The sequence below is a fragment of the Nocardiopsis xinjiangensis YIM 90004 genome, from assembly GCF_000341145.1.
Taxonomy (GTDB): Bacteria; Actinomycetota; Actinomycetes; order Streptosporangiales; family Streptosporangiaceae; genus Nocardiopsis; species Nocardiopsis xinjiangensis.
Genome location: NZ_ANBE01000029.1, coordinates 15,919 through 37,034 on the forward strand (window position 1 = coordinate 15,919; position 21,116 = coordinate 37,034).

The 21,116-nt window shown below is 70.5% G+C and carries 19 protein-coding genes and 1 pseudogene; 11 read left to right on the top strand and 9 right to left on the bottom strand.

The genetic code is table 11. From position 1 onward, the window contains the following. Positions 1 to 77: 77 nt before the first annotated feature. The 3 genes and pseudogenes from D473_RS0114435 to D473_RS0114445 form a co-directional block, all read right to left on the bottom strand. Positions 78 to 1,577 (bottom strand): annotated as a pseudogene (locus tag D473_RS0114435) (alpha-amylase); the annotation flags it as partial. 246 nt (positions 1,578 to 1,823) lie between these two features. Continuing rightward, the gene (locus D473_RS0114440; RefSeq protein ID WP_017609774.1) at positions 1,824 to 2,162 is read right to left on the bottom strand and encodes a hypothetical protein; all 339 of its coding nucleotides are present in this window, start codon (positions 2,160 to 2,162) and stop codon (positions 1,824 to 1,826) included. A 134-nt stretch (positions 2,163 to 2,296) separates the two neighbouring features. Beyond that, positions 2,297 to 2,920: a DUF11 domain-containing protein gene (locus D473_RS0114445; RefSeq protein ID WP_026126955.1), complete on the bottom strand. Its 624-nt coding sequence runs from the start codon at positions 2,918 to 2,920 to the stop codon at positions 2,297 to 2,299. A 222-nt stretch (positions 2,921 to 3,142) separates the two neighbouring features. Here D473_RS0114445 and D473_RS0114450 point away from each other — a divergent pair, with 222 nt between their 5' ends. The 5 genes from D473_RS0114450 (at position 3,143) to D473_RS0114470 (ending at position 7,979) form a co-directional block, all read left to right on the top strand. Continuing rightward, positions 3,143 to 3,718: a dihydrofolate reductase family protein gene (locus D473_RS0114450; protein WP_017609776.1), complete on the top strand. Its 576-nt coding sequence runs from the start codon at positions 3,143 to 3,145 to the stop codon at positions 3,716 to 3,718. A 246-nt stretch (positions 3,719 to 3,964) separates the two neighbouring features. Next, on the top strand, positions 3,965 to 5,326 hold the full coding sequence (gene glnA / locus D473_RS0114455; RefSeq protein WP_026126956.1) for a type I glutamate--ammonia ligase: 1,362 nt from the start codon (positions 3,965 to 3,967) through the stop codon (positions 5,324 to 5,326). A gap of 170 nt (positions 5,327 to 5,496) precedes the next feature. Then, positions 5,497 to 5,766 (top strand): metal-sensitive transcriptional regulator, encoded by a 270-nt coding sequence (locus D473_RS0114460; protein WP_017609778.1) that lies wholly within the window; start codon positions 5,497 to 5,499, stop codon positions 5,764 to 5,766. Between the two features lie 136 nt (positions 5,767 to 5,902). After that, complete coding sequence (locus D473_RS0114465) at positions 5,903 to 7,276, top strand: MBL fold metallo-hydrolase (RefSeq protein ID WP_017609779.1); 1,374 nt, start codon at positions 5,903 to 5,905, stop codon at positions 7,274 to 7,276. 112 nt (positions 7,277 to 7,388) lie between these two features. Beyond that, entirely contained in the window at positions 7,389 to 7,979 is a 591-nt protein-coding gene (locus D473_RS0114470; protein WP_017609780.1) for a rhodanese-like domain-containing protein, read from the top strand. 161 nt (positions 7,980 to 8,140) lie between these two features. On the opposite strand, the gene D473_RS28550 is transcribed toward D473_RS0114470, so the two are convergent. The 4 genes from D473_RS28550 to D473_RS0114485 form a co-directional block, all read right to left on the bottom strand. Beyond that, a complete protein-coding gene (locus tag D473_RS28550; RefSeq protein ID WP_338044153.1) occupies positions 8,141 to 9,694 on the bottom strand; it encodes a LuxR C-terminal-related transcriptional regulator in 1,554 nt (517 codons plus the stop codon). A 41-nt stretch (positions 9,695 to 9,735) separates the two neighbouring features. Beyond that, entirely contained in the window at positions 9,736 to 11,079 is a 1,344-nt protein-coding gene (locus tag D473_RS26685; protein ID WP_083918014.1) for an ATP-binding protein, read from the bottom strand. Positions 11,080 to 11,131: 52 nt separating this feature from the next. Then, positions 11,132 to 12,319, bottom strand: coding sequence for a globin domain-containing protein (locus tag D473_RS0114480; protein ID WP_017609782.1), 1,188 nt, complete (start codon positions 12,317 to 12,319; stop codon positions 11,132 to 11,134). A 198-nt stretch (positions 12,320 to 12,517) separates the two neighbouring features. Then, positions 12,518 to 12,997 carry an RrF2 family transcriptional regulator gene (locus D473_RS0114485; protein WP_017609783.1) on the bottom strand — a complete coding sequence of 160 codons (480 nt, stop codon included), beginning with the start codon at positions 12,995 to 12,997 and terminating at the stop codon, positions 12,518 to 12,520. 276 nt (positions 12,998 to 13,273) lie between these two features. Here D473_RS0114485 and panB point away from each other — a divergent pair, with 276 nt between their 5' ends. Together panB and D473_RS0114495 are read left to right on the top strand one after the other, a co-directional pair. Beyond that, positions 13,274 to 14,128, top strand: coding sequence for a 3-methyl-2-oxobutanoate hydroxymethyltransferase (gene panB / locus D473_RS0114490; protein ID WP_017609784.1), 855 nt, complete (start codon positions 13,274 to 13,276; stop codon positions 14,126 to 14,128). A gap of 234 nt (positions 14,129 to 14,362) precedes the next feature. Then, positions 14,363 to 15,403 carry an LLM class F420-dependent oxidoreductase gene (locus D473_RS0114495; protein WP_017609785.1) on the top strand — a complete coding sequence of 347 codons (1,041 nt, stop codon included), beginning with the start codon at positions 14,363 to 14,365 and terminating at the stop codon, positions 15,401 to 15,403. Positions 15,404 to 15,470: 67 nt separating this feature from the next. Here D473_RS0114495 and npdG read toward each other — a convergent pair whose 3' ends face one another. After that, the gene (gene npdG, locus D473_RS0114500) at positions 15,471 to 16,169 is read right to left on the bottom strand and encodes an NADPH-dependent F420 reductase (RefSeq protein WP_017609786.1); all 699 of its coding nucleotides are present in this window, start codon (positions 16,167 to 16,169) and stop codon (positions 15,471 to 15,473) included. Between the two features lie 50 nt (positions 16,170 to 16,219). Then, positions 16,220 to 16,411, bottom strand: coding sequence for a hypothetical protein (locus tag D473_RS0114505; protein ID WP_026126957.1), 192 nt, complete (start codon positions 16,409 to 16,411; stop codon positions 16,220 to 16,222). Positions 16,412 to 16,539: 128 nt separating this feature from the next. Between D473_RS0114505 and map the strand changes: the two genes are divergently transcribed. The 4 genes from map to D473_RS0114525 all read left to right on the top strand — a co-directional run bounded on the left by map (position 16,540) and on the right by D473_RS0114525 (position 21,047). Beyond that, a complete protein-coding gene (gene map / locus D473_RS0114510) occupies positions 16,540 to 17,391 on the top strand; it encodes a type I methionyl aminopeptidase (RefSeq protein WP_169336008.1) in 852 nt (283 codons plus the stop codon). Positions 17,392 to 17,628: 237 nt separating this feature from the next. Beyond that, positions 17,629 to 18,462, top strand: coding sequence for a M55 family metallopeptidase (locus D473_RS0114515; protein WP_017609788.1), 834 nt, complete (start codon positions 17,629 to 17,631; stop codon positions 18,460 to 18,462). 152 nt (positions 18,463 to 18,614) lie between these two features. Next, positions 18,615 to 20,000 (top strand): M20/M25/M40 family metallo-hydrolase, encoded by a 1,386-nt coding sequence (locus D473_RS0114520; RefSeq protein ID WP_017609789.1) that lies wholly within the window; start codon positions 18,615 to 18,617, stop codon positions 19,998 to 20,000. A 66-nt stretch (positions 20,001 to 20,066) separates the two neighbouring features. Next, complete coding sequence (locus D473_RS0114525; protein WP_017609790.1) at positions 20,067 to 21,047, top strand: S66 peptidase family protein; 981 nt, start codon at positions 20,067 to 20,069, stop codon at positions 21,045 to 21,047. Positions 21,048 to 21,116 lie beyond the last annotated feature (69 nt).

Sequence of the window (21,116 nt, forward strand, 5' to 3'; positions counted from 1 at the left end):
CGGGGGCGCCACCGATGCGGGGGCGGTCCCGTCGGAGACGGGGACGGACCCGGTCTCCGCGGTCAGGACACCCGATCGCCGGTGTGCAGGGCCACGGCGCCGTCCGCGGGCACGGTGGCCTGCACCTGTCCGCCGGAGACGGTGACGGTGCCCGGTCCCGCGGCGTTGGGGTACTCGCCGTCGGACAGGGAGGTCTCGGCGTCGAGCTCCCATTCGGAACCGTTCGCGTTGAAGGCCGCGAAGCCCTCCTTACCGCGGTCGAAGGCCACTCGGGACTCGCCGTCGCGGGCCCGCTCTTCCAGCCCGGTACCGGCCGTGGCGGTGCGGAAGGCCGCCATCCCGGCGACCGCCTCGTGGCGGTGGTCGCAGGTCCACCCCGAAGAGCCGTCGCAGTCGGCGTGCTCGGTGATCGCCCCGGCCGGGTTGCCCTCTTCCACGCCGGTGCTGGGCGGCCCCTGGGCTTCGTTGCCGCCGAAGTCGTAACCCGACATCACCTTGGGTGTGCCGTAGGGGTGGGCGAGCATGAACGCGGTGGCCAGGTAGTAGCGCTCACCGTCCTGATGGGTCAGGATCGGCTCGGAGCGCTGGGTGTCGTGGTTGTCGACGAAGACCACGGCCTCGTCCGAGGTCAGGCCGCCGTGGTCGGGCATCTCGGTGAGGTCGGCGATGGAGCCGTCGGCGAACCGGTTGGACAGGTCCCGGTGGTAGTCGAAGTTCGTGATCTGCCCGTGGTCGGTGTAGTCGGTGTAGGGGATGGTGCCGTCGCCGATGACCTCGTGGTAGACGTGCGGCCGGCCTCCCCCTCCGGGGACGTCGTCGAGCTGGGAGAAGACGGCGTCGATGTGTTCGACCTGCACGTGTTTGGTGGCGTCGACGCGGAACCCGCCCACGCCCATGCCGACGAGGCCGTTGAGGTACTGCACGAGGCGGTCCTGGACGTAGGCGCTGCCGGTGTCCAGGTCCGACAGCCCGAGGAGCTCGCACTCCTGGACCTGCTGCCGGTCGTTCCAGTCGGTGATCTCGTCGAAGCAGGGGCCGAAGTCGTTCTCCCGGCTGTAGCCGTACTCGCCGTCCCCGTGCAAGTCGGGGTACTCGTACTTGCTCCATTCGGTGCCGTTGCTGCCGGCGCCGGCCTCGGGCCCGGTCATGTGGTTGATCACGGCGTCGACGTAGATGCGCACGCCGTTGTCGGCGCACGTGTCGACCATGCCCTGGAAGTCCTCGACGGTGCCGCGCCGGGTGTTGTCCAGCTGGTAGGAGACGGGTTGGTAATCCTGCCACCAGGGGTATTCGGCGCCCTCGTCGTACTCGACGACGACGTGTTCCTGGGGCGGGGAGACCTGGACCCCGGTGAAGCCTTCGGGGCCGAGGAAACTCTCGCACTCGTCGGCGACGGCGTCCCAGGACCATTGGAAGAGGTGGACGAGGGTGCCGTCCTCGGGGGTCTGCTGTAGCTGCGGGGCCTGCGGTTGCGAGGTGGGTCGGGCCTCGCTCGGGGCGGAGGGGCCCGAGACCGCCGTCAGCCCGGCCCCGAGGACCAGTGCTCCGGCGATCGCGCCGATCCGGAGGGTTCTCATCGTGCGCTCCTTCGGGAGATGGGCGCCGGGGGCGGTACCACCCTCGACGTCGTTTCCTTGCATAATTTGCAAGCATTTGCGCGCGAGTGACGAAGATAACAGACCGATGTGCCTCTGTGAACGGGGGAACACGCGTGGAAATCCACGCAAGCCCACGCAAGAAAAACGGGGGTGGCACGGACCTGCGGGTCCGTGCCACCCCCGTCGGGAGAAGGACGCGGTGTGCGGGCACCGCGCGGGCGGATGTCACCAGAAGACGGCGATACCGATGTTGAGGACACCGAGCACACCGGCGGCCGCGGCGAGCTTCGTGACCGGGTTGCGCTTGTTGAGGAAAGCGACGACCACCACCGCCAGAGCGATGGCGAGCTTGATGCCGATCTTCATGTGGTTGACGTCGGCGAGGTCGCCCATCTCCTGGACGCCCACGAGCAGGAGGCCGCTGACGAACTGCAGCAGGGAGCTGTGCAGCAGGACCTTGACCGATTTCGCGTTGTCGGTCATCAGCTGCATGAGGACACCGGCGAGGATGCCCGCCAGTCCGATCATGTGCAGGAAGAGGAGGAAGGATGCGAGGATGCTCATACGCCCAGAGTACTACGACACGTAGTAGCCGCAGGAACCGCCCGGCAGAGCAGAAACGCATCCGAAGGGGAGCTCACAGCGTGGGCGAGGGGCCTTTCGCACCCCAGGACCGAAGGCCCGTCAGAGCACAGATCCTAACGCTCCAGCAGCATCCCCCGGCGGCGCCAGAACACCCACAGCAGCAGGACGACGAGGACCGCCCCCGCCACGCGCAGCATGTTCTCGCCATCGGCCACAGCCGCGAGGCCGACGCCCCGGCCCTCCCCCGCCACCGCGAGGTTCTCGGTCGTGCACGCGGCGGGCTCGGCCTCGCGCTCCAACAGCAGGCACGCGGTGCTGCCCAGCTGCCTTCCGGGGCGTACCTCCTCGTCCAGGCGTGCCGTCACGGTGTACTCGACGTCCTCGCCCGCTGGTACGTCCACCACCCAGTTGGCGATGTTCTGCTCGATCACGCCCTCGCTCCCCGCGGACACGAGCTCCATACCCTCGGGTACGTGCTGAGCCAGGACCGCCCCTTCCACCGGCCTGTCCTCGCCGTTGGCCACGGTGATATCGAACGTGACCTCCTCCCCCGGCCCGGTCGCCTCCTCGACCCCGTCGAGCGAGATCCCCACCGAAGGCGTTTCGTTGCTGCCGGGGCCCTCGCGCTCGTCGGGTGCGGCCACCGCCGGGGCCGAGACCGCCACCAGGAGCCCCGTCGCGCCCGCTCCGACCCAGCCGGCCACCGGGCTCCAGTTCCTCCGCGCGATCCGAGCCATCCTGCGCCTCCTGTCTCAGCACTCCGAACAGGACCAGACAACTATGGGTGCGCGAACAAACACCTCCGGTGACACGCACCTCCGCCAGAAGTGTTGCTCCCCCGCCACCGCCCTGAAGCTCTTTGTTCGCATTCGGCCGCTTTCGGGCGACCCCGGCCGCCCCCGTGCGCGGTCCGGACATGGCATGCTGCGACGGTCGACCACCGACCCCCTGGAGGCACAGTGCGCACCCTGACCTACTTCGTGGCCCTCACCCTGGACGGGTTCGTCTGCGCGCCCGACGGCGCGTTCGACTTCTTCCCGGAGAGCCCCGAGACCGGCGACCACCTGATGCGCAGCTGGCCCGAGCTGGTGCCCTCACATCTTCGCTCCCGCTTCGGCATCGACGCGCCCAACCGCAACTTCGACACGATGGTCCAGGGCCGGGGCTCCTACCAGGTCGGTCTCGACGCAGGTGTGAGCAGCCCCTACGGGCACATGCGCGAGTACGTCTTCTCGCGCTCCCTGCGCTACGACGTCGACCCGAACGTGACCGTCGTGGCCTCCGACCCGCTCACCACGGTGCGCGAACTCAAGCAGGAGGAGGGTGGGATCGGCATCTGCCTGGTGGGCGGACCCACCATCGCCGGCGTGCTGCTGCCCGAGATCGACGAGCTCCTGCTCAAGCGTTATCCCGTGGTGGCGGGCTCGGGACGGCCGCTCTTCGAGCACGGCTTCGCACCGCAGGCGTTCCGGCGGGTGGAGAGCACCGTGTTCTCCGACGGCAGCGACTACACCCTCTTCCGTAGGGCCCGGTAGGCCGGAAGTGCCCGCGTCGCTTCGATGCCGGCCGTGGCGATTCGCCCCGCGCGGTGCGAGTGAGGCACCCTTACCGCAGGCCATCCCGTGTGCGAAGAAGCCACGGATCCGGCAGGACGGACTCGCGGGTCCGGAAACCCGGCGGAAATATCCACACGGCAGACTGGCGATGGGACACGAGGTCCGGCCGGCCCGCACGCCCGTGGACCAGCCACCCGGACCGACCGGCATCGAGGAAGGTTGAACGTGAATCGACAGCAGGAATTCGTGCTCCGCACACTGGAGGAGCGCGACATCCGGTTCGTGCGGCTGTGGTTCACCGACGTGCTCGGGTACCTCAAGTCCGTGGCGATCGCGCCCGCCGAGCTGGAGGCCGCCTTCTCCGAGGGCATCGGCTTCGACGGTTCGGCCATCGAGGGGTTCGCGCGCGTCTACGAGGCGGACATGCTCGCCCAGCCCGATCCCTCGACCTTTCAGCCCTTGCCCTGGCGCGACGAGCCGCACGGGACCGCGCGCATGTACTGCGACATCCTGATGCCCGACGGCTCTCCCTCGCCCGCCGACCCGCGCCACGTGCTCAAACGCCAGCTCGGTAGGGCCTCCGACCTCGGTTTCACGTTCTACACCCACCCCGAGATCGAGTTCTACCTGCTCAAGAAGATGCCCGAGCACGGGGAGTTCCCCGAGCCCAACGACCTGGGCGGCTACTTCGACCACACGCCGCACAACAGCGCACACGACTTCCGGCGCAACGCCATCAACATGCTCGAGGCGATGGGCATCTCGGTGGAGTTCAGCCACCACGAGGCCGGGCCGGGGCAGCAGGAGATCGACCTGCGTTACGCCGACGCGCTCACCACCGCCGACAACATCATGACCTTCCGGCTCGTGATGAAGGAGGTGGCGATGGAGCAGGGTGTCTACGCCACCTTCATGCCCAAGCCCTTCACCGAGTTCCCGGGGTCGGGCATGCATACCCACTTGTCGCTGTTCGAAGGCGACCGCAACGCCTTCTACGAGCCCGGGGCCGAGTACCAGCTGTCCAAGGTCGGCCGGGGATTCATCGCGGGCCTGCTGCGGCACGCCGACGAGATCACGGCCGTGACCAACCAGTGGGTGAACTCCTACAAGCGTTTGTGGGACGACCCGGCCGCATCGGCCGGCGCGGGCGGGGAGGCACCCGCCTACATCTGCTGGGGGCACAACAACCGCTCCGCGCTGGTGCGGGTGCCCATGTACAAGCCGGGCAAGTCCAACTCGAGCCGGATCGAGATCCGCTCCCTGGACTCCTCCTGCAACCCCTACCTCGCCTATGCGGTGATTCTGGCCGCTGGCCTCAAGGGCATCGAGGAGGGCTACGAGCTGCCCCCGGGCGCCGAGGACGACGTATGGGCCCTGACCGACGCCGAACGGCGCGCGCTGGGAATCCGCCCGCTGCCGCAGAGCCTGGACGAGGCGCTGCGCATCATGGAGAACAGCGAGCTGCTCGCCGAGACCCTGGGCGAGCACGTCTTCGACTTCTTCCTGCGCAACAAGAAGGCGGAGTGGACCTCCTACCGTCGCCAGGTGACCCCGTACGAACTGCAGCGGTACCTGCCCACGCTCTGACAGCCCGGTCGGCGGCCCGTGGCAGGCCACCCGGGTGCCCGCTGTCGTCGGCCGGGAGGTCGGCGTGGCCGGGGCGTCCGTGCTGTCGGCCGCACCCAGGTGGCCGACAGTACACCGGAGCCGGAATATATACAGGTGGGGGTATGCTGAACGAGACGAGGTGATGACAGATGGAACTCAAGCCGGAGATGGTCGGCGACGCTCTCCCCCGCCTGCGCCGCGCACAGGGGCAGCTGTCCGGGGTGATCGACATGATGGAGCAGGGCGAGGACTGCACGGAGGTGTTGCAGCAGCTCGCTGCGGTCTCGCGCGCTCTGGACCGGGCCGGGTTCAAGATCGTTTCCAGTGGCCTGCGCCACTGCAACGCCGCGCGTGAGCGCGGTGAGGACCCCGGGATGACCGACCAGGAACTGGAGAAACTCTTCCTCGCCTTGGCCTGACCACCCGGGGCCGACCGGCCTCGGGCTTTTTTCTGTTTCCGGGATACCCCCGGGGGCACCTGTAGCATCCAGATACCCCTTGGGGTACCTCGGGGCGTCTGCCCCGGGTTTCGAACAACGACGAAGGAGCACAAGAGTGATCCTCACCCAGTACTACCTCGACTGCCTCTCCCAGGCCTCCTATCTCATCGGCGACGAGACCACCGGGAAGGCGGTCGTGGTCGACCCGCGCATCGACGTGGACGAGTACCTCGACGATGCCCGTTCCCGAGGCCTCGACGTCGTGGGAGTGGTCAACACCCACCTGCACGCGGACTTCATCTCCGGCCACTTCGAGATCGCCGAGCGCACCGGGGCCTGGATCGGGTACGGCGAGACGGCCGAGGCGGAGTTCGGTTTCCGAGGGTTGGCCGAAGGCGAGCGCATCGGACTGGGCGAGGTCGAGCTGGAGGTCCTGCACACGCCCGGCCACACCCCTGAGTCCATCAGCCTCGTGGTGTACGAACGCGCGGGTGACACGGTGCCCTACGGGGTCCTGACCGGAGATGCCCTCTTCATCGGCGACGTGGGACGCCCCGACCTGGCCGCCTCCTTCGGGCACACACCGGACGAACTCGCACCGAAGCTCTACGACTCGGTACACAACAAGCTCATGACCCTGCCCGACCCCACACGGCTCTTCCCCGGACACGGCGCGGGCTCGGCGTGCGGCAAGAACATCTCCACCGAGCGGCAGTCCACGATCGGCGACCAGAGACGCACCAACTACGCGGTCCAGCCGATGAGCGAGGCGGAATTCGTGGAGCTGGTCCGGGAGGGGCAGGAAGCGATCCCGGCCTATTTCTCCTACGATGCCGCCCGCAACCGGCAGCGGCGCGATCCGGTCGACGTCGAGGGGCTCGCGAAGCCGTTGGCACTGGAGGAGTTCCTGCGCCTGCGCTCCGAGGGCGCGGTGGTCGTGGACGCCCGTGACCACCAGTCCTTCTCCGCCGGGCACCTGCGCGGGGCCCTGAACGTGGGAACCGACGGCCGGTTCGCCGAGACCTCCGGAATGATGGTCGAGCCCGGGAGCACGATCCTGGTCGTGGCCGCCACGGGACAGGAACAGGAGACCGTGATGCGTCTGGCCCGGGTGGGGCTGGACACGGTCGCAGGGTACCTGGAGCACCCGGAGGCCGCCATGGCCTCTGTCCCCGGCGAGGTCACCCGGGCACCGCGGGTGGGGGCCGCCGACCTGGCCCGCCTCCTCGAGAGCGAGGAGGCCCCCGTGGTCGTGGACGTCCGCAGCTCGGCCGAGCGCGAGGGCGGTGTGATCGAGGGCGCGGTGCACATCCCGCTGGCGCACCTGCCCGAACGCGGTGGGGAACTGCCCGCCGACCGCCCGGTGGTGGTGCACTGCGCGGGCGGTTACCGCTCCAGCGTTGCCGCCAGCCACCTGCGCGCACGGGGCCACGCCCAGGTCTCGGACCTCGTCGGCGGCTACCAGGCCTACCGGATGTCGACCTCCTGAACCTCGCACGCACCATGATCCGCGGGGACGTGCGCGCTTTACATACTCCCGGGAGTACCTTGTTCCCGCGCACGTCCCCATCCGACCGATTCTCTCGAAACCGGAGTTCCTCATGACCCACAGCAGCACCGATGTCCCCTCCGTGCGCGCCCTCCTCGAGCGCGACCCCGGCACCCTCGTGGTCGACGTGCGCACACCCGCCGAGTACGAGAGCTCCCACATCGATGGGTCGGTGAACCTGCCCCTGGGCCGGGCCGAACCGCACCTGGAGCGCCTCGCCGCAGACGCACGCGGGCCCATGGTTCTGGTCTGCCAGGCCGGCCCGCGCGCCGAGCAGTTCCGCGACCGGCTCGCCGAGGCCGGGTCCACCCATGCCACCGTCATGGCCGGGGGGATGAACGCCTGGGAGGCAGACGGTGCCCCGGTGGTGCGCGGTAGGGAGCGCTGGGCCCTGGAGCGCCAAGTGCGCCTGGTGGCCGGCAGCATCGTCCTGCTGTCGGTACTGGCGAGCCTGGTTTGGCAGCCGACGGTGTGGGTTGCGGCCTTCATCGGTGCCGGACTGACCTTCGCCGCGGTGACCAACACGTGCGGTATGGCGATGGCCCTGTCCAAACTGCCCTACAACCAGCCCCGGAACGCGGTGGACGTGGACGCCTCGGTGAACCGTCTGACCGGATCCGACGGCGGAAACGCACGCCGATGAGCGCCGGCCCGTCCGCCCCCGTCGCCTGCCCCGCCCGGCCGCGGACGGGTGCGGCACACCTGGCTCTACTGCTGGGGTGGCCGACCGCCCAGGACCGGCGCCTTGCCCCACCACACGGGCACAACGCCCTTCGAGCGGGTCCCGGGTGAATGTGCCGGAAATCAGGCGAGACCGAGGTCACGGGCGCGGGCCGCGGCGGCGTTGCGGTTGGCGACCCCGAGCTTGCCCATCAGGTTGCTCATGTGCACGCTCACCGTCTTCGGCGAGATGAACAGCGCCTCACCGATCTCACGGTTGGTCGCGCCCGAGGCCAGGCGCACGAGGACCTCCTGTTCCCGCCGGGTCAGACCGGCCGGAGCAGCACCCTCCGGCTCGCCGAGGGCGGCGCGGAGCGGGGCGAGGTGGTGCCGGTACAGGGCGGCGCCGTTGTCGCAGGAGCCGACCGCTTCCTCACCCAGCGCCAGAAGGCGCCGTGCGGCACTCTCGTCCCCGGCCTCCAGGGCAGCAGAGGCGGCACGGCCGAGCACAGCGAGGCGCTGCACGGGAAAGCCGACCTTTCCCAGGGCGTGGGCGTACTCCTCCCAGCGGGAACGGGATTCTTCCGGATCGGAGGCGAGCCAGGCGCGGCTCTCCTGTTCCCGCAGGTGGCCCCACGGAGTGTGGAACCAGAACCGTCCTCGGCGGAAGAGGTCCAGCTCGGACCGGATCTCCTCGGCCGCGACCCGGTGCCGGGGTTCCTCGCTGCGCCGCAAACGGTGGATGGTCTCGGACAGGCGGACGAGGCCGTTGAGGCTGCTCTGGGTGGCGGCCTTGGTGCGTTCGGTATCGATCACGCTGCGCGCCACGGGCACCGTCGCGTCGAGGTCCTCCTCCTCGGCCAACAGGAACAGGCGGGCGTGGTCCAGCATGCTGCGGTAGTCGGTCGAGGGTTCCGCGGTTCCCTGGAGCTCGACGAGATCCCCGAGCAGGCTGCGGGCCGTGTCGATGTACCCGTGCCACAGAGCGATCTCTACGGCGATGTGGGTCTTCTGCCTGCGGGCGGGCAGGTCACCGCCGGGGAAACGGTCGAACAGGCGCAGAGCCTCGCCGGTGTGCCCGATGTTGGCCAGGGAGGCGGCGAGGTTGCCGGCGGCCTCCGGGCCCCGGGTGCGTGCCAGGCCCAGTTCGGTGAGGCGTGCCATGGCCCGGCGGGAGACCTGCACCGCGCCTTGCAGGTCGAGCCGGAAGTGCAGGCACACCTGGAGGTTGTTCCAGCCACGCAATTCGGTCTGCACGTGTGCGATGCGGGCCGCCAGTGCGATACCACTGCGCAGCAGCCCCTCGCGCTCGTCCATGTCCTCCCCGCTCCAGAAACTTCCGAGGGTGACCAGCGCGTCGGCCTCGCTGTGGAGGTCACCGGCGCGTCGGGAGCGCTCCAGGACGGCACGGGCGATGGGTTCGGCCTCCTCCTCGCGTCCCCGGACGTTGAGAGCGGCGGCGTGGGCGGCATCGACTGCGATCCGGCCGGTGTGTTCCTCCCCGAACAGGGCCGCGGCCACGGCGAGATCCTCCAGGTCACCGCCCTGACCGAGGTTGCGCAGGGCACGGCCCCGCACCAGCCTCAGGAAGGCCGCGGTGAGGCTGTCCTCGGGCTCGGGCGCGGTGTCCCCGTCGGCGCCGATCTCTGCCAGGCCCGCCGTGGCATGGTCGCGGGCGCGGCGGGCGCGACCGGCCATGTGGGCGGCGCTGCCGGCGCGGTGGAGCAGGCAAGCACGGGTCACACCGAGCTCCTCGGCGGTGCCGGGGACCAGTTCGTACAGTTCCAGGAGGCGTTCGAGCAGGCCGAGCTGTTCGTGGTGGCCCGAACTGTGGGCGGTGTGTTCGGCGGCGGCCCAGGTGGCCCGGAACGCGCGGGAATGGTCGTGGATGCGGGTGGCGTGCCTGGCCAGGCGCAGGTCGCGTTCGTGGTCGGTGAGCTCCGGGACCCCGGCCTCCAGGGCATCGACGAGTCGGCGGTGGGCCCGGACGCGTTCGCCGGGGAGCAGGTCCTCCCGTACGGCCTCGGCCAGGAGGGCGTGCCCGAAGGCGTACCCGTCACCGTCCACTTGCAGGACCCGGGCGTCGACGGCCTCGCGCAGGGCGGCGTCCAGGTCCTGCTCCCCCACACCGGCACGTCCGGCGGCCGCGGCCAGGAGCGGGTGGGGCACGCGTGCGCCGATGAGCGCAGCCGTGCCCAGGATCCCCGGGTGGTGTCGGAGAGGGACTCGACACGGCGCAGCATGAGCTCGCGCGGCCCTTCGGGCAGGCCGGCACCGTCGCCTCCGCCCCCGGCCAGCAGCGCTTCGACGAAGAGCGGGTTTCCGCCGCTGCGTTCGTGCAGGAGCTCCGCCTCGGCGTCGGCGGGTGCCCGTCCGCGCAGGGACGCGACCTGCGCGAACACCCCGGACACGTCGAGGGGACCGAGGTCCGCGGTGCCCACTCGGGGCAGGCGGACCATGTCGGGGACGAGCCGGCGCAGGGGATGGGTACGGTGCACGTCGTCGGTGCGCACGGTCATCACGAGCTGGATCGGGGCCCGGCCCAGGTTCCGTAGCAGGAACAGCAGCAGGTCGCGGGTGGAGGCGTCGGCCCAGTGCAGGTCCTCCAGGACCACGGCCAGGCCGGGGCGGGTGCCGTCGCCGGTCTCGGCGCAGCGTTCCAGGAAGGTCAACACCGACTCGAACAGGCGGGTGCGCCCGTCGTCGGGCACGGTGGAGACCTCACCGAGCTCGGGCAGGATCCGGGCGAGCTCGCGGGCCTCCACGGGTGTGGGTGCGTGGTCGCGGGTCAGGGGCCGCAGCACCGAGGTGACGGGGGCGAAGGCGACCGTGTCGGTTCCGGACTCCACGCAGCCGCCGACCGCGTGGGCGCCGAGGGGTGAGCGCCGCAGGTACTCGGTGGCCAGGCGGGTCTTGCCGACCCCGGCCTCGCCCCGCACGAACACCGCGCGGGCTCCGTCGGACAGCACCTCCCGGGCGTCGTCGAGCAGGGCGGCGACGTGGCGCTCGCGTCCGACGAAGACGGCACGGCCGTCGGTGCGGGGCGGGACCGGTCGGAGGGAGGGTTCTTCGTCGGGGGGCATGGCCTCAGTATGTCGGCCGGAACCGGTTCCGGACACCGGTTGTTCGGGTTCCTCAGGCAGTGCCGAGCCACATGTCGGGGCCGAAGACCTCGTAGTGGATGTGGCGCGGCGCAACACCGGCGTCGAGGAACTGGGAACGGACCTCGCTCATGAACGGCAGGGGCCCGCAGAGGAAGACCTCGGCCCCCTCGGGCACCGTCACCTCCGACAGGTCCATGAGGCCGCGGTGGTCGCCGTCATCGCTGTTCTCGTACCAGGTGCGGGAGACGGCACCGGGCAGGTTGCCGAGGAGTACCGCCGTCTCGTCGCGGTGGGGGTGTTCGGCGGGCCCGTGGTCGGCATGCAGGACGAGGATCTCGCGTGTGCTTCCGGTCTCGGCCAGGTGGTGCAGCATCGCGACCATGGGTGTGCAGCCGATCCCGGCCGAGACGAGCACGACCGGGTGGTCGCCGTCGGGCACGGTGACGTCCCCGGCCGGAGTGGAGACCATGAAGGTGTCCCCCGGGGAGGCGGAGTCGTGCAGCAGGGTGGAGACCTCACCCGCCGGGGTCTCGCCCGCACGCAGGCGCTTGACGGTGATGCGGCGCCGGCGGCCGTCCCAGCCGGTGAGGGAGTACTGGCGGGCCTGGCGGACCCCGCCGTCGGGCAAGCGCACCTGCACGCTGACGTACTGGCCGGCGCGGAAGGCGGGTGCGGGGTCCCCGTCCTGCGGTTCGAGGTCGAGGGAGACGGTGTCGGGGGTCTGCTGGGCACGGTCGGTCACGCGCCAGGGCCTCCAGACGTCGCGTCCTGTGGAACCGCTCTGGTGGTAGAGGCGGGCCTCGATGGCGATGAGCGCCCCGGCCATGAGCCAGTAGACCTCGTCCCAGGCGGCGACGACGTCGGGGGTGGCGGCCTCCCCGAGGACCTCGGCGATGCCCCGGAAGAGGTACTTGTGCACGATCACGTACTGGTCCTCGGTCACTCCGAGGGACACGTGCTTGTGCGCGACGCGCGAGAGCATCGTGTCGGGGCGCTCGTCGGGGTTCTCGAGCAGGGCGGTGGCGAAACCGGCGATGGAGGCGGCGAGGGCCTTGCGTTGGTCCCCGTTGGCCTGGTTGGCACGGTTGAACAGGCCGTCGAGCAGCTCGGGGTGTTCAACCAGCATCCCGTCGTAGAACCGGGCGGTGATGGTGTCGAGGTGCTCGGCCACGGCCGGAAGGGTTGCGCGGACGGTGGCTGCGGACTCTTGGGAGAGCATGCGTCCTCTTTCTTCGGGGTGCCCCGAACCAGATAATTAGCATCTGAAATGCATATTAAATCCGGGCCGCGGGGCCGCCCTCCGGGGGTGCCCTCAGGACCCCCCGCACCCCCAGGGTCCTGCGCGAGCGCCCGGATCAGGCAGGGCCATCAGGACCCACGCGACAGAGCGCGGGTCCTACCGGTGAAAGGCACTTCGTCAGGTCTGTGCAGGGCCGTCCGGCCCAGGGCCTCGGCCCCCGGCCGGAGGTTCGCGCAACAGGGCCAGGGCCCGGCGTGCGGGAGGCGCCACCAGCGATTCGACGGTGACCTGGTCCAACGAGGCGTAGAAGGCCTCCCGCGCCCGGGCCAGAGCGGCCCGCAGGCGGCAGGCCTCACGCAGCGGGCAGGGCGGGTCGTCCTCACAACCCGCGAGATCTCCGTCACCTTCGAGTTCGCGCACGATCGCCCCGACGGAGGAAGCACGGCCGGCCTCGGTCAGCAGCAACCCTCCCCCTCGGCCTCGCCGGGCTTCCACCAGCCCCATCTCGGACAGGCGGGCCACGGCCTTGGCCATGTGCGTGTAGGGCACGGCGAGCATGCCGGCCGCGGCCCGCGTGGTCAGGCGTTCGCCGTCGTCGGCCACGGCCAGCCGCATGACCAGGCGGAGGGACACGTCGGTGAAGGCGGTCAGGCGCATGCCCCCAAAGGTACGCGGGCCGCATCATTTCGAACGAGTAGCGGCCCCCCGGGCACTGGGCCTGCTCACCCCGGTCTCTTCAGCATCACCGGAATCGGACCGGCGGTTACACACGCTGCGGGGATGAACGGGGGCCGCATTCGGGTTTCACCCGACGAAAGGCGCACGAGGACACCCGTGCGATGATGCGGACACCGCGCGCGGCGCGGACCACGACAATCGTCCACAACGCCCGGGGACACCCGCGAGGTGCCTCGAGGCAACGGAGGAACGATCATGAACACCACGACCACGACCCCATCGAACGGCGGCGCCCTCTACGGCGGGATCACCAACCGGCGTGTCACCGTACGCGACCTGGCCCTGGCCAAGGGGCGCGGCGAACGCTGGCCGATGCTGACCTCCTACGACGCCATGAGCGCGCGGATCTTCGACGAGGCGGGCATCCCGGTCCTGCTCGTGGGCGACTCGGCCGCCAACGTCGTCTACGGCTACGACACGACCGTTCCCGTCTCGGTCGACGAACTCCTCCCCCTGGTGGCGGGGGTGGCCCGCTCCACCAGCCGGGCCCTGGTGGTGGCCGACCTGCCGTTCGGCTCCTACGAGGGTTCGCCCCAGCAGGCCCTGGCGAGCTCCGCCCGCTTCATGAAGGAGGGGCGCGCCCAGGCGGTCAAGCTGGAGGGCGGCCAGGAGGTCGTCCCGCAGGTGGAGCTGCTGGTCCGGGCCGGTGTGCCGGTCATGGCGCACGTGGGCCTGACCCCGCAGTCGGTCAACACCCTGGGCGGGTTCCGTGTCCAGGGCCGCGGGGAGGCCGCCGAGCAGCTGATGAAGGACGCCAAGGAGATGGAGCGCGCGGGCGCCTTCGCGGTCGTCCTCGAGGCGGTGCCGGCGGACCTGGGCGCGCGCGTGACCGAGCAGTTGGACATCCCCACGGTCGGGATCGGGGCGGGCTCCTCGACCGACGCGCAGGTGCTGGTGTGGCAGGACATGGCCGGTCTGAGCGACTGGACCCCGAAGTTCGTCAAGACCTTCACCGACCTGCGCTCGTCCCTGCGTGAAGCGGCCGAGACCTACGCCGACGAGGTCCGGGACGGGACCTTCCCGCAGGAGCAGCACTCCTACGGAGGCTGACCCGGTGCCGTGAGGGCACGGTGGACTCGGAACAGGACCGCCGACCGGTGCGCCGGTCGGCGGTTCGTCGTGTGCGCGCTCCTCCCCCTGCCGGGCTTCCCGTGCGCTCCTTTTCCTGTGACGCAGGCAACAACCGAGACATTACTCGGTAGTACAGTGACTGGGGACCGAGCAGCGGCCGGTGCAACGGGCCCCGGGCGCCGCGGGAACGCCCTCCGGAAGGGATCAGGACACATGCGCATCTCGACGCAGCTCCAGTACGACGGCGACCCGAAGGCGGCCGCCGACTCGGTGGTCGCACTCGAGAAGGCCGGGCTCGACACCGTCTGGGTCGCCGAGGTCTACGGGTTCGACGGCCCCACCCTCATGGGGTATCTCGCCGCACGCACCGAGCGGGTGAAGATCGCGTCCGGCATCCTGCCCCTGTACAGCCGCACCCCCTCCCTCATCGCGATGACCGCCGCCGGGCTGGACAACATCTCCGACGGCCGGGCGGTCCTGGGCCTGGGCGCGAGCGGTCCGCAGGTCATCGAGGGTTTCCACGGGGTGCCTTACACCAAACCGCTGACCCGCACGCGCGAGACCATCGAGATCTGCCGCAAGATCTGGGCCCGGGAGGAGCGCCTGACCCACGACGGGAGGGCTTTCCAGCTCCCGCTTCCCCCCGAGGAGGGCACCGGGTTGGGCAAACCCCTCAAGATCATCAACCACCCCGTGCGCAAGAACATCCCCATCCACGTGGCGGCCCTGGGTGTGAAGAACGTGGCGATGACCGCCGAGATCGCCGACGGCTGGCTGCCGCACCTGTTCATCCCGGAGAAGGCCGACCGGGTCTGGGGCGAGTCGCTGGCCGAGGGCAAGGCCAGGCGCGACCCGTCCCTGGGCGAGTTGGAGATCAGCGCCGGGGGCATGCTCGCCATCGGTGAGGGCGAGGACACCAAGAAGCTCCTGGACTTCATGCGTCCGATGATCGCGCTCTACGTCGGCGGTATGGGCGCCAAGGGCAAGAACTTCTACAACACGGTGGCCCAGCGGTACGGCTTCGAGGAGGCCGCCGCCGAGATCCAGGACCTGTACCTGGACGGCAAGAAGGACGAGGCAGCCGCAGCCGTGCCGGAGGAGTTCGTGGAGCTGACCAACATGGTCGGCCCCGAGTCCTACGTGCGCGAACGTGTGGAGGCCTTCCGCGCCGCCGGGGTCACCCAGCTGAACGTGACCCCCGTCGGTGAGAACCCGGCAGCTCTGGTGGAGAAGGTCAAGGGCTGGGTGAGCTGACCGCTCCACCCCGCGGCCTTGCTACCGGCTCCGGGTCCGGCGATGGCCGGTAGCAAGGTCCATGCGGTCACAGGCCGGTGATGCGGATCCCGGCGTGGGTCTTGTAGCGGCGGTTCACGGCGATGAGGTTGGCGGTGAGCGCCTCGACCTGGTGGGCGTTGCGCAGCCGGCCGCCGAAGACGCCCCGCACACCGGGGATGCGGTCGGCCAGAGCGCGCACCACGTCGGTGGCGGCGCGGTCCTCGCCCATGACCAGCACGTCCAGGTCGACCTCGGCCACCTCCGGGTCGAGCAGCAGACGGGCCGAGACGTGGTGGAAGGCGGCGGTGACCCGGCTGTCGGCGAGAACCTGCTCGGCCTGCTGTGCAGCGCTGCCCTCGGGTACCTCCAGCGGGAACGGACCGCGTTTGTCGAACCCGAGCGGGTTGACGCAGTCCACGACGATCTTCCCCGCCAGGGGCCCGACCAGCCCCTCCAGCAGTTCGCGGTGGCCCTCCCAAGGCACGGCGACGACGACGATGTCGCCCTCGGCCGCGGCGGCCGCGTTGTCGAGGCCGCGTACGTCGACCTCGGTGGAGTCGGCCTCCACGAGCTCGGCGGCGGCCTTCTGGGCGCGTTCGGCGCTACGGGAGCCCAGGACGACGGTGTTGCCGGCCAGGGCCAGGCGGCGGGCCAGGCCCCGGCCCTGGTCGCCGGTGCCGCCCAGGACCGCGACGGTCGCAGTGGCGACGTCGACCTCGGGGGTGCTGTCTTCGGTCGTAGTCATGGAGCGATCCTGCCATGAGGGCCCCGGGCAGGGTCGAGCGGCCCGCGGCCTCAGGTGTCGCGCTCCTCGTCTTCCTGTTCGTCCCACTGCTCGTTGCGGCGGGCGGCGATGTTCAGCGCGTTCGCGGCCGTGGCCTCGTCCGGGTAGGGACCCATGCGCTGCTTGTTCGGGCAGCCCGCCCCGTGCTCGACCCGGTTGTGCTTGAGGCAGTACCACCAGTTGTCGCCCTGTACGTCACTCATGTCGGCCTCCTGTCGCAGTCTGTCGGGGTCCCCGGGGCCGAGCATGCCCGCCTGGCTCGGCCCGAAGCCTCTCACGCCACACTCGGCTCAGCCCCGCGGCCGCCGCACACGAACTACAATTCGTACCCATGACTTCTCCGCTGGTTCCTGGGCGAATCTCGCCACAACGTTCGGTCCCCTCGTACATCGTCCGGCCGGAGTACGTCGGCCGTAAACAGCCTGCCGAAGGGCTCTTGGGCGACGTCCAGACCCCGGAGACCATCGAGCGGATCCGCGAGGCCGGCCGGATCGCCGCGCAGGCCCTGCAGGAGATCGGCAAGAACGTCCGTCCGGGCGTGACCACCGACGAGCTCGACCGCATCGGTCACGATTTCCTGCTGGACCACGGTGCTTACCCGAGCACCTTGGGTTACAAGGGCTATCCGAAGTCGCTGTGCTCCTCCCTCAACGAGGTGATCTGCCACGGCATCCCCGACGACACCGTGCTCTCGGACGGCGACATCGTCAACATCGACATCACCGCCTACAAGGACGGCGTGCACGGCGACACCAACGCCACGTTCCTGTGCGGCGACGTCTCCGAGGAGCACCGCCTGCTGGTGGAACGCACCGAGGAGGCCACCATGCGGGCCATCAAGGCGTGCCGCCCGGGACGGCAGCTCAACATCATCGGCCGCGTCATCGAGTCCTACGCCAAGCGGTTCGGTTACGGCGTGGTGCGCGACTTCACCGGCCACGGCGTGGGTCCGGAGTTCCACTCCGGCCTGGTGGTGCCGCACTACGACGACCCGCGCGCGAACACGGTCATGGAGCCGGGCATGACGTTCACGATCGAGCCCATGATCACCCTGGGCGGGGTGGACTACGACCTGTGGGACGACGGCTGGACCGCCGTGACCGCCGACCGCAAGTGGACGGCGCAGTTCGAGCACACACTCGTCATCACCGACACCGGCGTGGAGATCCTCACGCTGCCCTGAGTGCTCCTCGCGAGCCCGGGCCCCGGTTCACCTCTCCGGGGCCCCTCGTGAAGGTCATCGAGCTGCTGCTGGGCAGCCTCGTCCCATTCGATGCGGTACACCTACAGCCCCGACCGCTTCTTGACCTCGCTCCATGGTGTCGTGGAGACCCCTTCGCCCTTTCCGCTCTGTCCGCAGCCCGCCGCCCCTCCGGACGAGCCATGGCGATCGGGGCCGCGCCCGCGTAGGATCGGCCCCGTGAAGATCCTCGTCTCCGCCGACATGGAAGGCGCCACCGGCGTCACCTGGCCCGCCGACTGCGAACCCGGGACGGAGCAGTGGCAACGCTGCCGGTCCATGTTCACCAGCGATGTCAACGCCGCGATCGGAGGGCTCTTCGACGGCGGCGCGCACGAGGTGTTCGTCAACGAGGCCCACGCGACCATGCGCAACCTGCTCCTGGAGCGCTTGGACGAGCGCGCCACGATGATCACCGGCCGCCACAAGGAACTCTCCATGGTCGAGGGAGTCCAGTCCGGCGACGTCGACGGCATCGTGTTCCTCGGATACCACTGCGGGGCCGGGGAGGAGGGCGTACTCGCCCACACCTATCTGCCCAACGCCTTCACCGGGGTGTGGCTGGACGGCGCGCCCGCGAGCGAGGGGTACCTGAACGCGGCCGTGGTCGCGGAGTTCGGCACCCCCGTCGTGCTGGTCACCGGCGACGACCGTGCCTGCGAGGACGCCGGGTCCTACGCCCCGTCGGCGCGCAAGGTCGCGGTCAAGGACCACGTGAGCCGGTACGCGGCCCGGTGCCGTCCGCCCGCGCGCACCGCCGCCGCGATCAGCGCGGCCGCCAAGAGCTCCATGGAACTCGCCGGGTCGGTGGAACCGGCCGCACCGCGCTCCATGGTGCTGGAGGTCGAGGTCGACTCCGCGCACCTGGCTCAGGCCGCAGCGATCGTCCCGGGGGTGGAACGCACCGATGTGTGCCGCGTGCGCTACACCGCGCCCGACGCCTACGAGATGATCCGCTGCTTCAAGACGATCGCCACCCTCGTCTCGCAGGCGATGGAATCCCAGTACGGTTAGGGCCGGGGCCTGGGCCCCGGCCGTTCCGGACGGTGGCCCGTGGCCGGTGAACCGATCGCCCCGGAACGAGTCCGAAGAGAGCGTAGGACCCCGGTGCGGACGACGGAACCCCCGTGCCCGGGGTGAAAGCCGTGTGAGAGTGAGGCCGAGCCGTGGGCCACCCATCTGCGACCGTTTCCGAAGCGGACACCGGGCTGCGTGAGGCCGGCGCCGAGGCCGTCGACCTGGCCCGGGACCTGATCCGGCGCGACTCGACCAATCACGGCGGCGGGGACGGCGACGAACGCGGGGTCGCCGAGTTCGCCGCCGAGGCCCTGAGCACCGGCGGGCACGTCCCACAGGTCCTGGAGTCGGCCCCCAGGCGGGCCAACACGGTGCTGAGGATCCCCGGCACCGACCCGGCCGCGCCGGCGCTGCTGGTGCACGGGCACCTGGACGTGGTTCCGGCGGCCGCCGAGGACTGGACGGTCCCGCCCTTCTCCGGAGAGATCGACGACTGCCCCGTCACCGGTGAACCCGCCCTGTGGGGGCGCGGGGCCGTGGACATGAAGAACACCGTCGCGCAGATCATCGCGGTCGTGCGGTACTGGGCCCGGTACGGTCTGCGGCCGCGCCGCGACGTCGTCATCGCGCTGGTGGCCGACGAGGAGGACAGCGCCCGCTACGGCGCCGACTTCCTGGTACGTGAACACCCCGAACTGTTCGAGGGGTGCACGGTCGGTATCGGTGAGGGCGGCGGGGAGACCATCCACGCCACCACGGTCTCGGGCCGCCCGGTACGCCTGTACCCGGTGGGGGCGGCCGAGCGCGGCAGCGCCTGGTTGGACCTGCGCGCCGAGGGCACCGCCGGGCACGGGTCCCGGCCCCCGGGCGACAACGCGGTGACGTCGCTGGCGGAGGCGATCTCCCGCATCGACCGGCACGAGTGGCCGCTGCACTTGACCCCGGTCACCCACTCGGCCATCGACGCGATCGCACGCGCCCTGGAGGTGGAGCGCTCCCCGGGGGACACCGACACCTACGCCGCCGTCGCCGAACTGGTGGAGCGCTTCGGCCGGGCGGCCCCGCTCATCGGCCCGACGGTGCGCAACAGCGCGGCCCCGACCATGCTCTCGGCCGGTTACAAGGTCAACGTGGTCCCGGGCGAGGCGCTCGGCGGTGTGGACGGCCGGGTCCTGCCGGGCGCGGAGGAACAGTTCACGCGTGCCATGGACGAGCTCACCGGGGAGCGTGTGTCCTGGGACTTCGCCCACCACTCGCCTCCGGTGTCCGCCCCGGTGCACTCCCCCGCGTTCTCGGCGATGCGCGAGGCGCTGGTGCAGAGCGATCCCGAGGCGTACGTGGTTCCGGTGTGCCTGGCCGGGGGCACCGACGCGAAGGTCTTCGCGCGCCTGGGCATCGACTGTTACGGGTTCTCTCCACTGCTTCAGAGCGCGGACATGGACTACACGAGCCTGTTGCACGGTGTGGACGAGCGTGTGCCGTTGGAGGGTCTGCGGTTCGGGGTGCGCGCCCTGGACACGTTCCTGCGTTCTTGAGCGGAGCGGCAGCAGGAGGGTGGCCCGCGGCCCGCAGGGGGCGCGGGCCCGGACGAAGGGTGAAGAATGGGTGAGACGGCGGCCGGGGTCCGGGCGGGACGACAGATCCCCGTGGAGGTGCCCGTGCTGGAACGCCCGCCGCGGTTGTCGCAGGGCTCCCGGGTGCGCCTGGTGGCGCCGTGCAGCCCGGTGCCGCCGGAACAGCTGGAGGCCGCGGCGGCGGTGCTGTCCGGGTGGGGGCTCGAGGTCCGGCTCGCCCCGCACGTACGCGACCACCATCCCCGCCTGCCCTACCTGGCCGGTCTGGACGCCGACCGTGCCGCCGACCTGCAAGAGGCCTGGTGCGACCCGGAGGTGGAGGCGGTCCTGTGCGTGCGCGGAGGCGACGGCGCCCACCGGACGCTCGACCTGTTGGACTTCGAGGCGATGCGGGCGGCCGGCCCCAAGGTGCTGGTGGGGTTCAGCGACATCACGGCGCTGCACGAGGCGTTCGCGGTGGAGCTGGGTGTGGCCACGGTGCACGGCCCGGTGGTGGGAACCAAGTACTTCGTGGGTGATCCGGTCGCCCAACACGAGCTGCACAGCACCTTGTTCTCCCCGGAACAGCGGACGGTTCTGACCTCCCCGGAAGCGCACGCCCTGGTTCCGGGCCGGGTGGAGGGTGTGACCTTCGGCGGGAACCTGAGCCTGCTCAACGACGGTCTGGCGACCCCGCACAGCCGGCCTTCGGCCGCCGGCGGGATCCTGGTGCTGGAGGACATCAACGAGGACGTGGCACGCCTGGACCGGATGCTCACCCACCTGATCCGTTCGGGGTGGATGGACGGTGTGGCCGGGGTGGTGCTGGGCACGTGGACCGACTGCCCGCCGGACCCGGGCACGATCGCCGACCTGATGCGCGACCGTCTGGAGCCGCTGGGCGTACCGGTGCTGTGGGGACTGGAGTTCGGCCACTGCGCCGCTCAGCTCACCGTCCCGCTCGGGGTCCGGGCGCAGCTGGACGCCGAGGACGGGGTTCTGCGCCTCATCGAACCCGCGCTGGCCTGAGGCCGGTCACCGCCGGGCCTCGGCCCGAACGCGCTCGAGGGTGCCGGTTCCCGGTGTGGGCGAGGCACC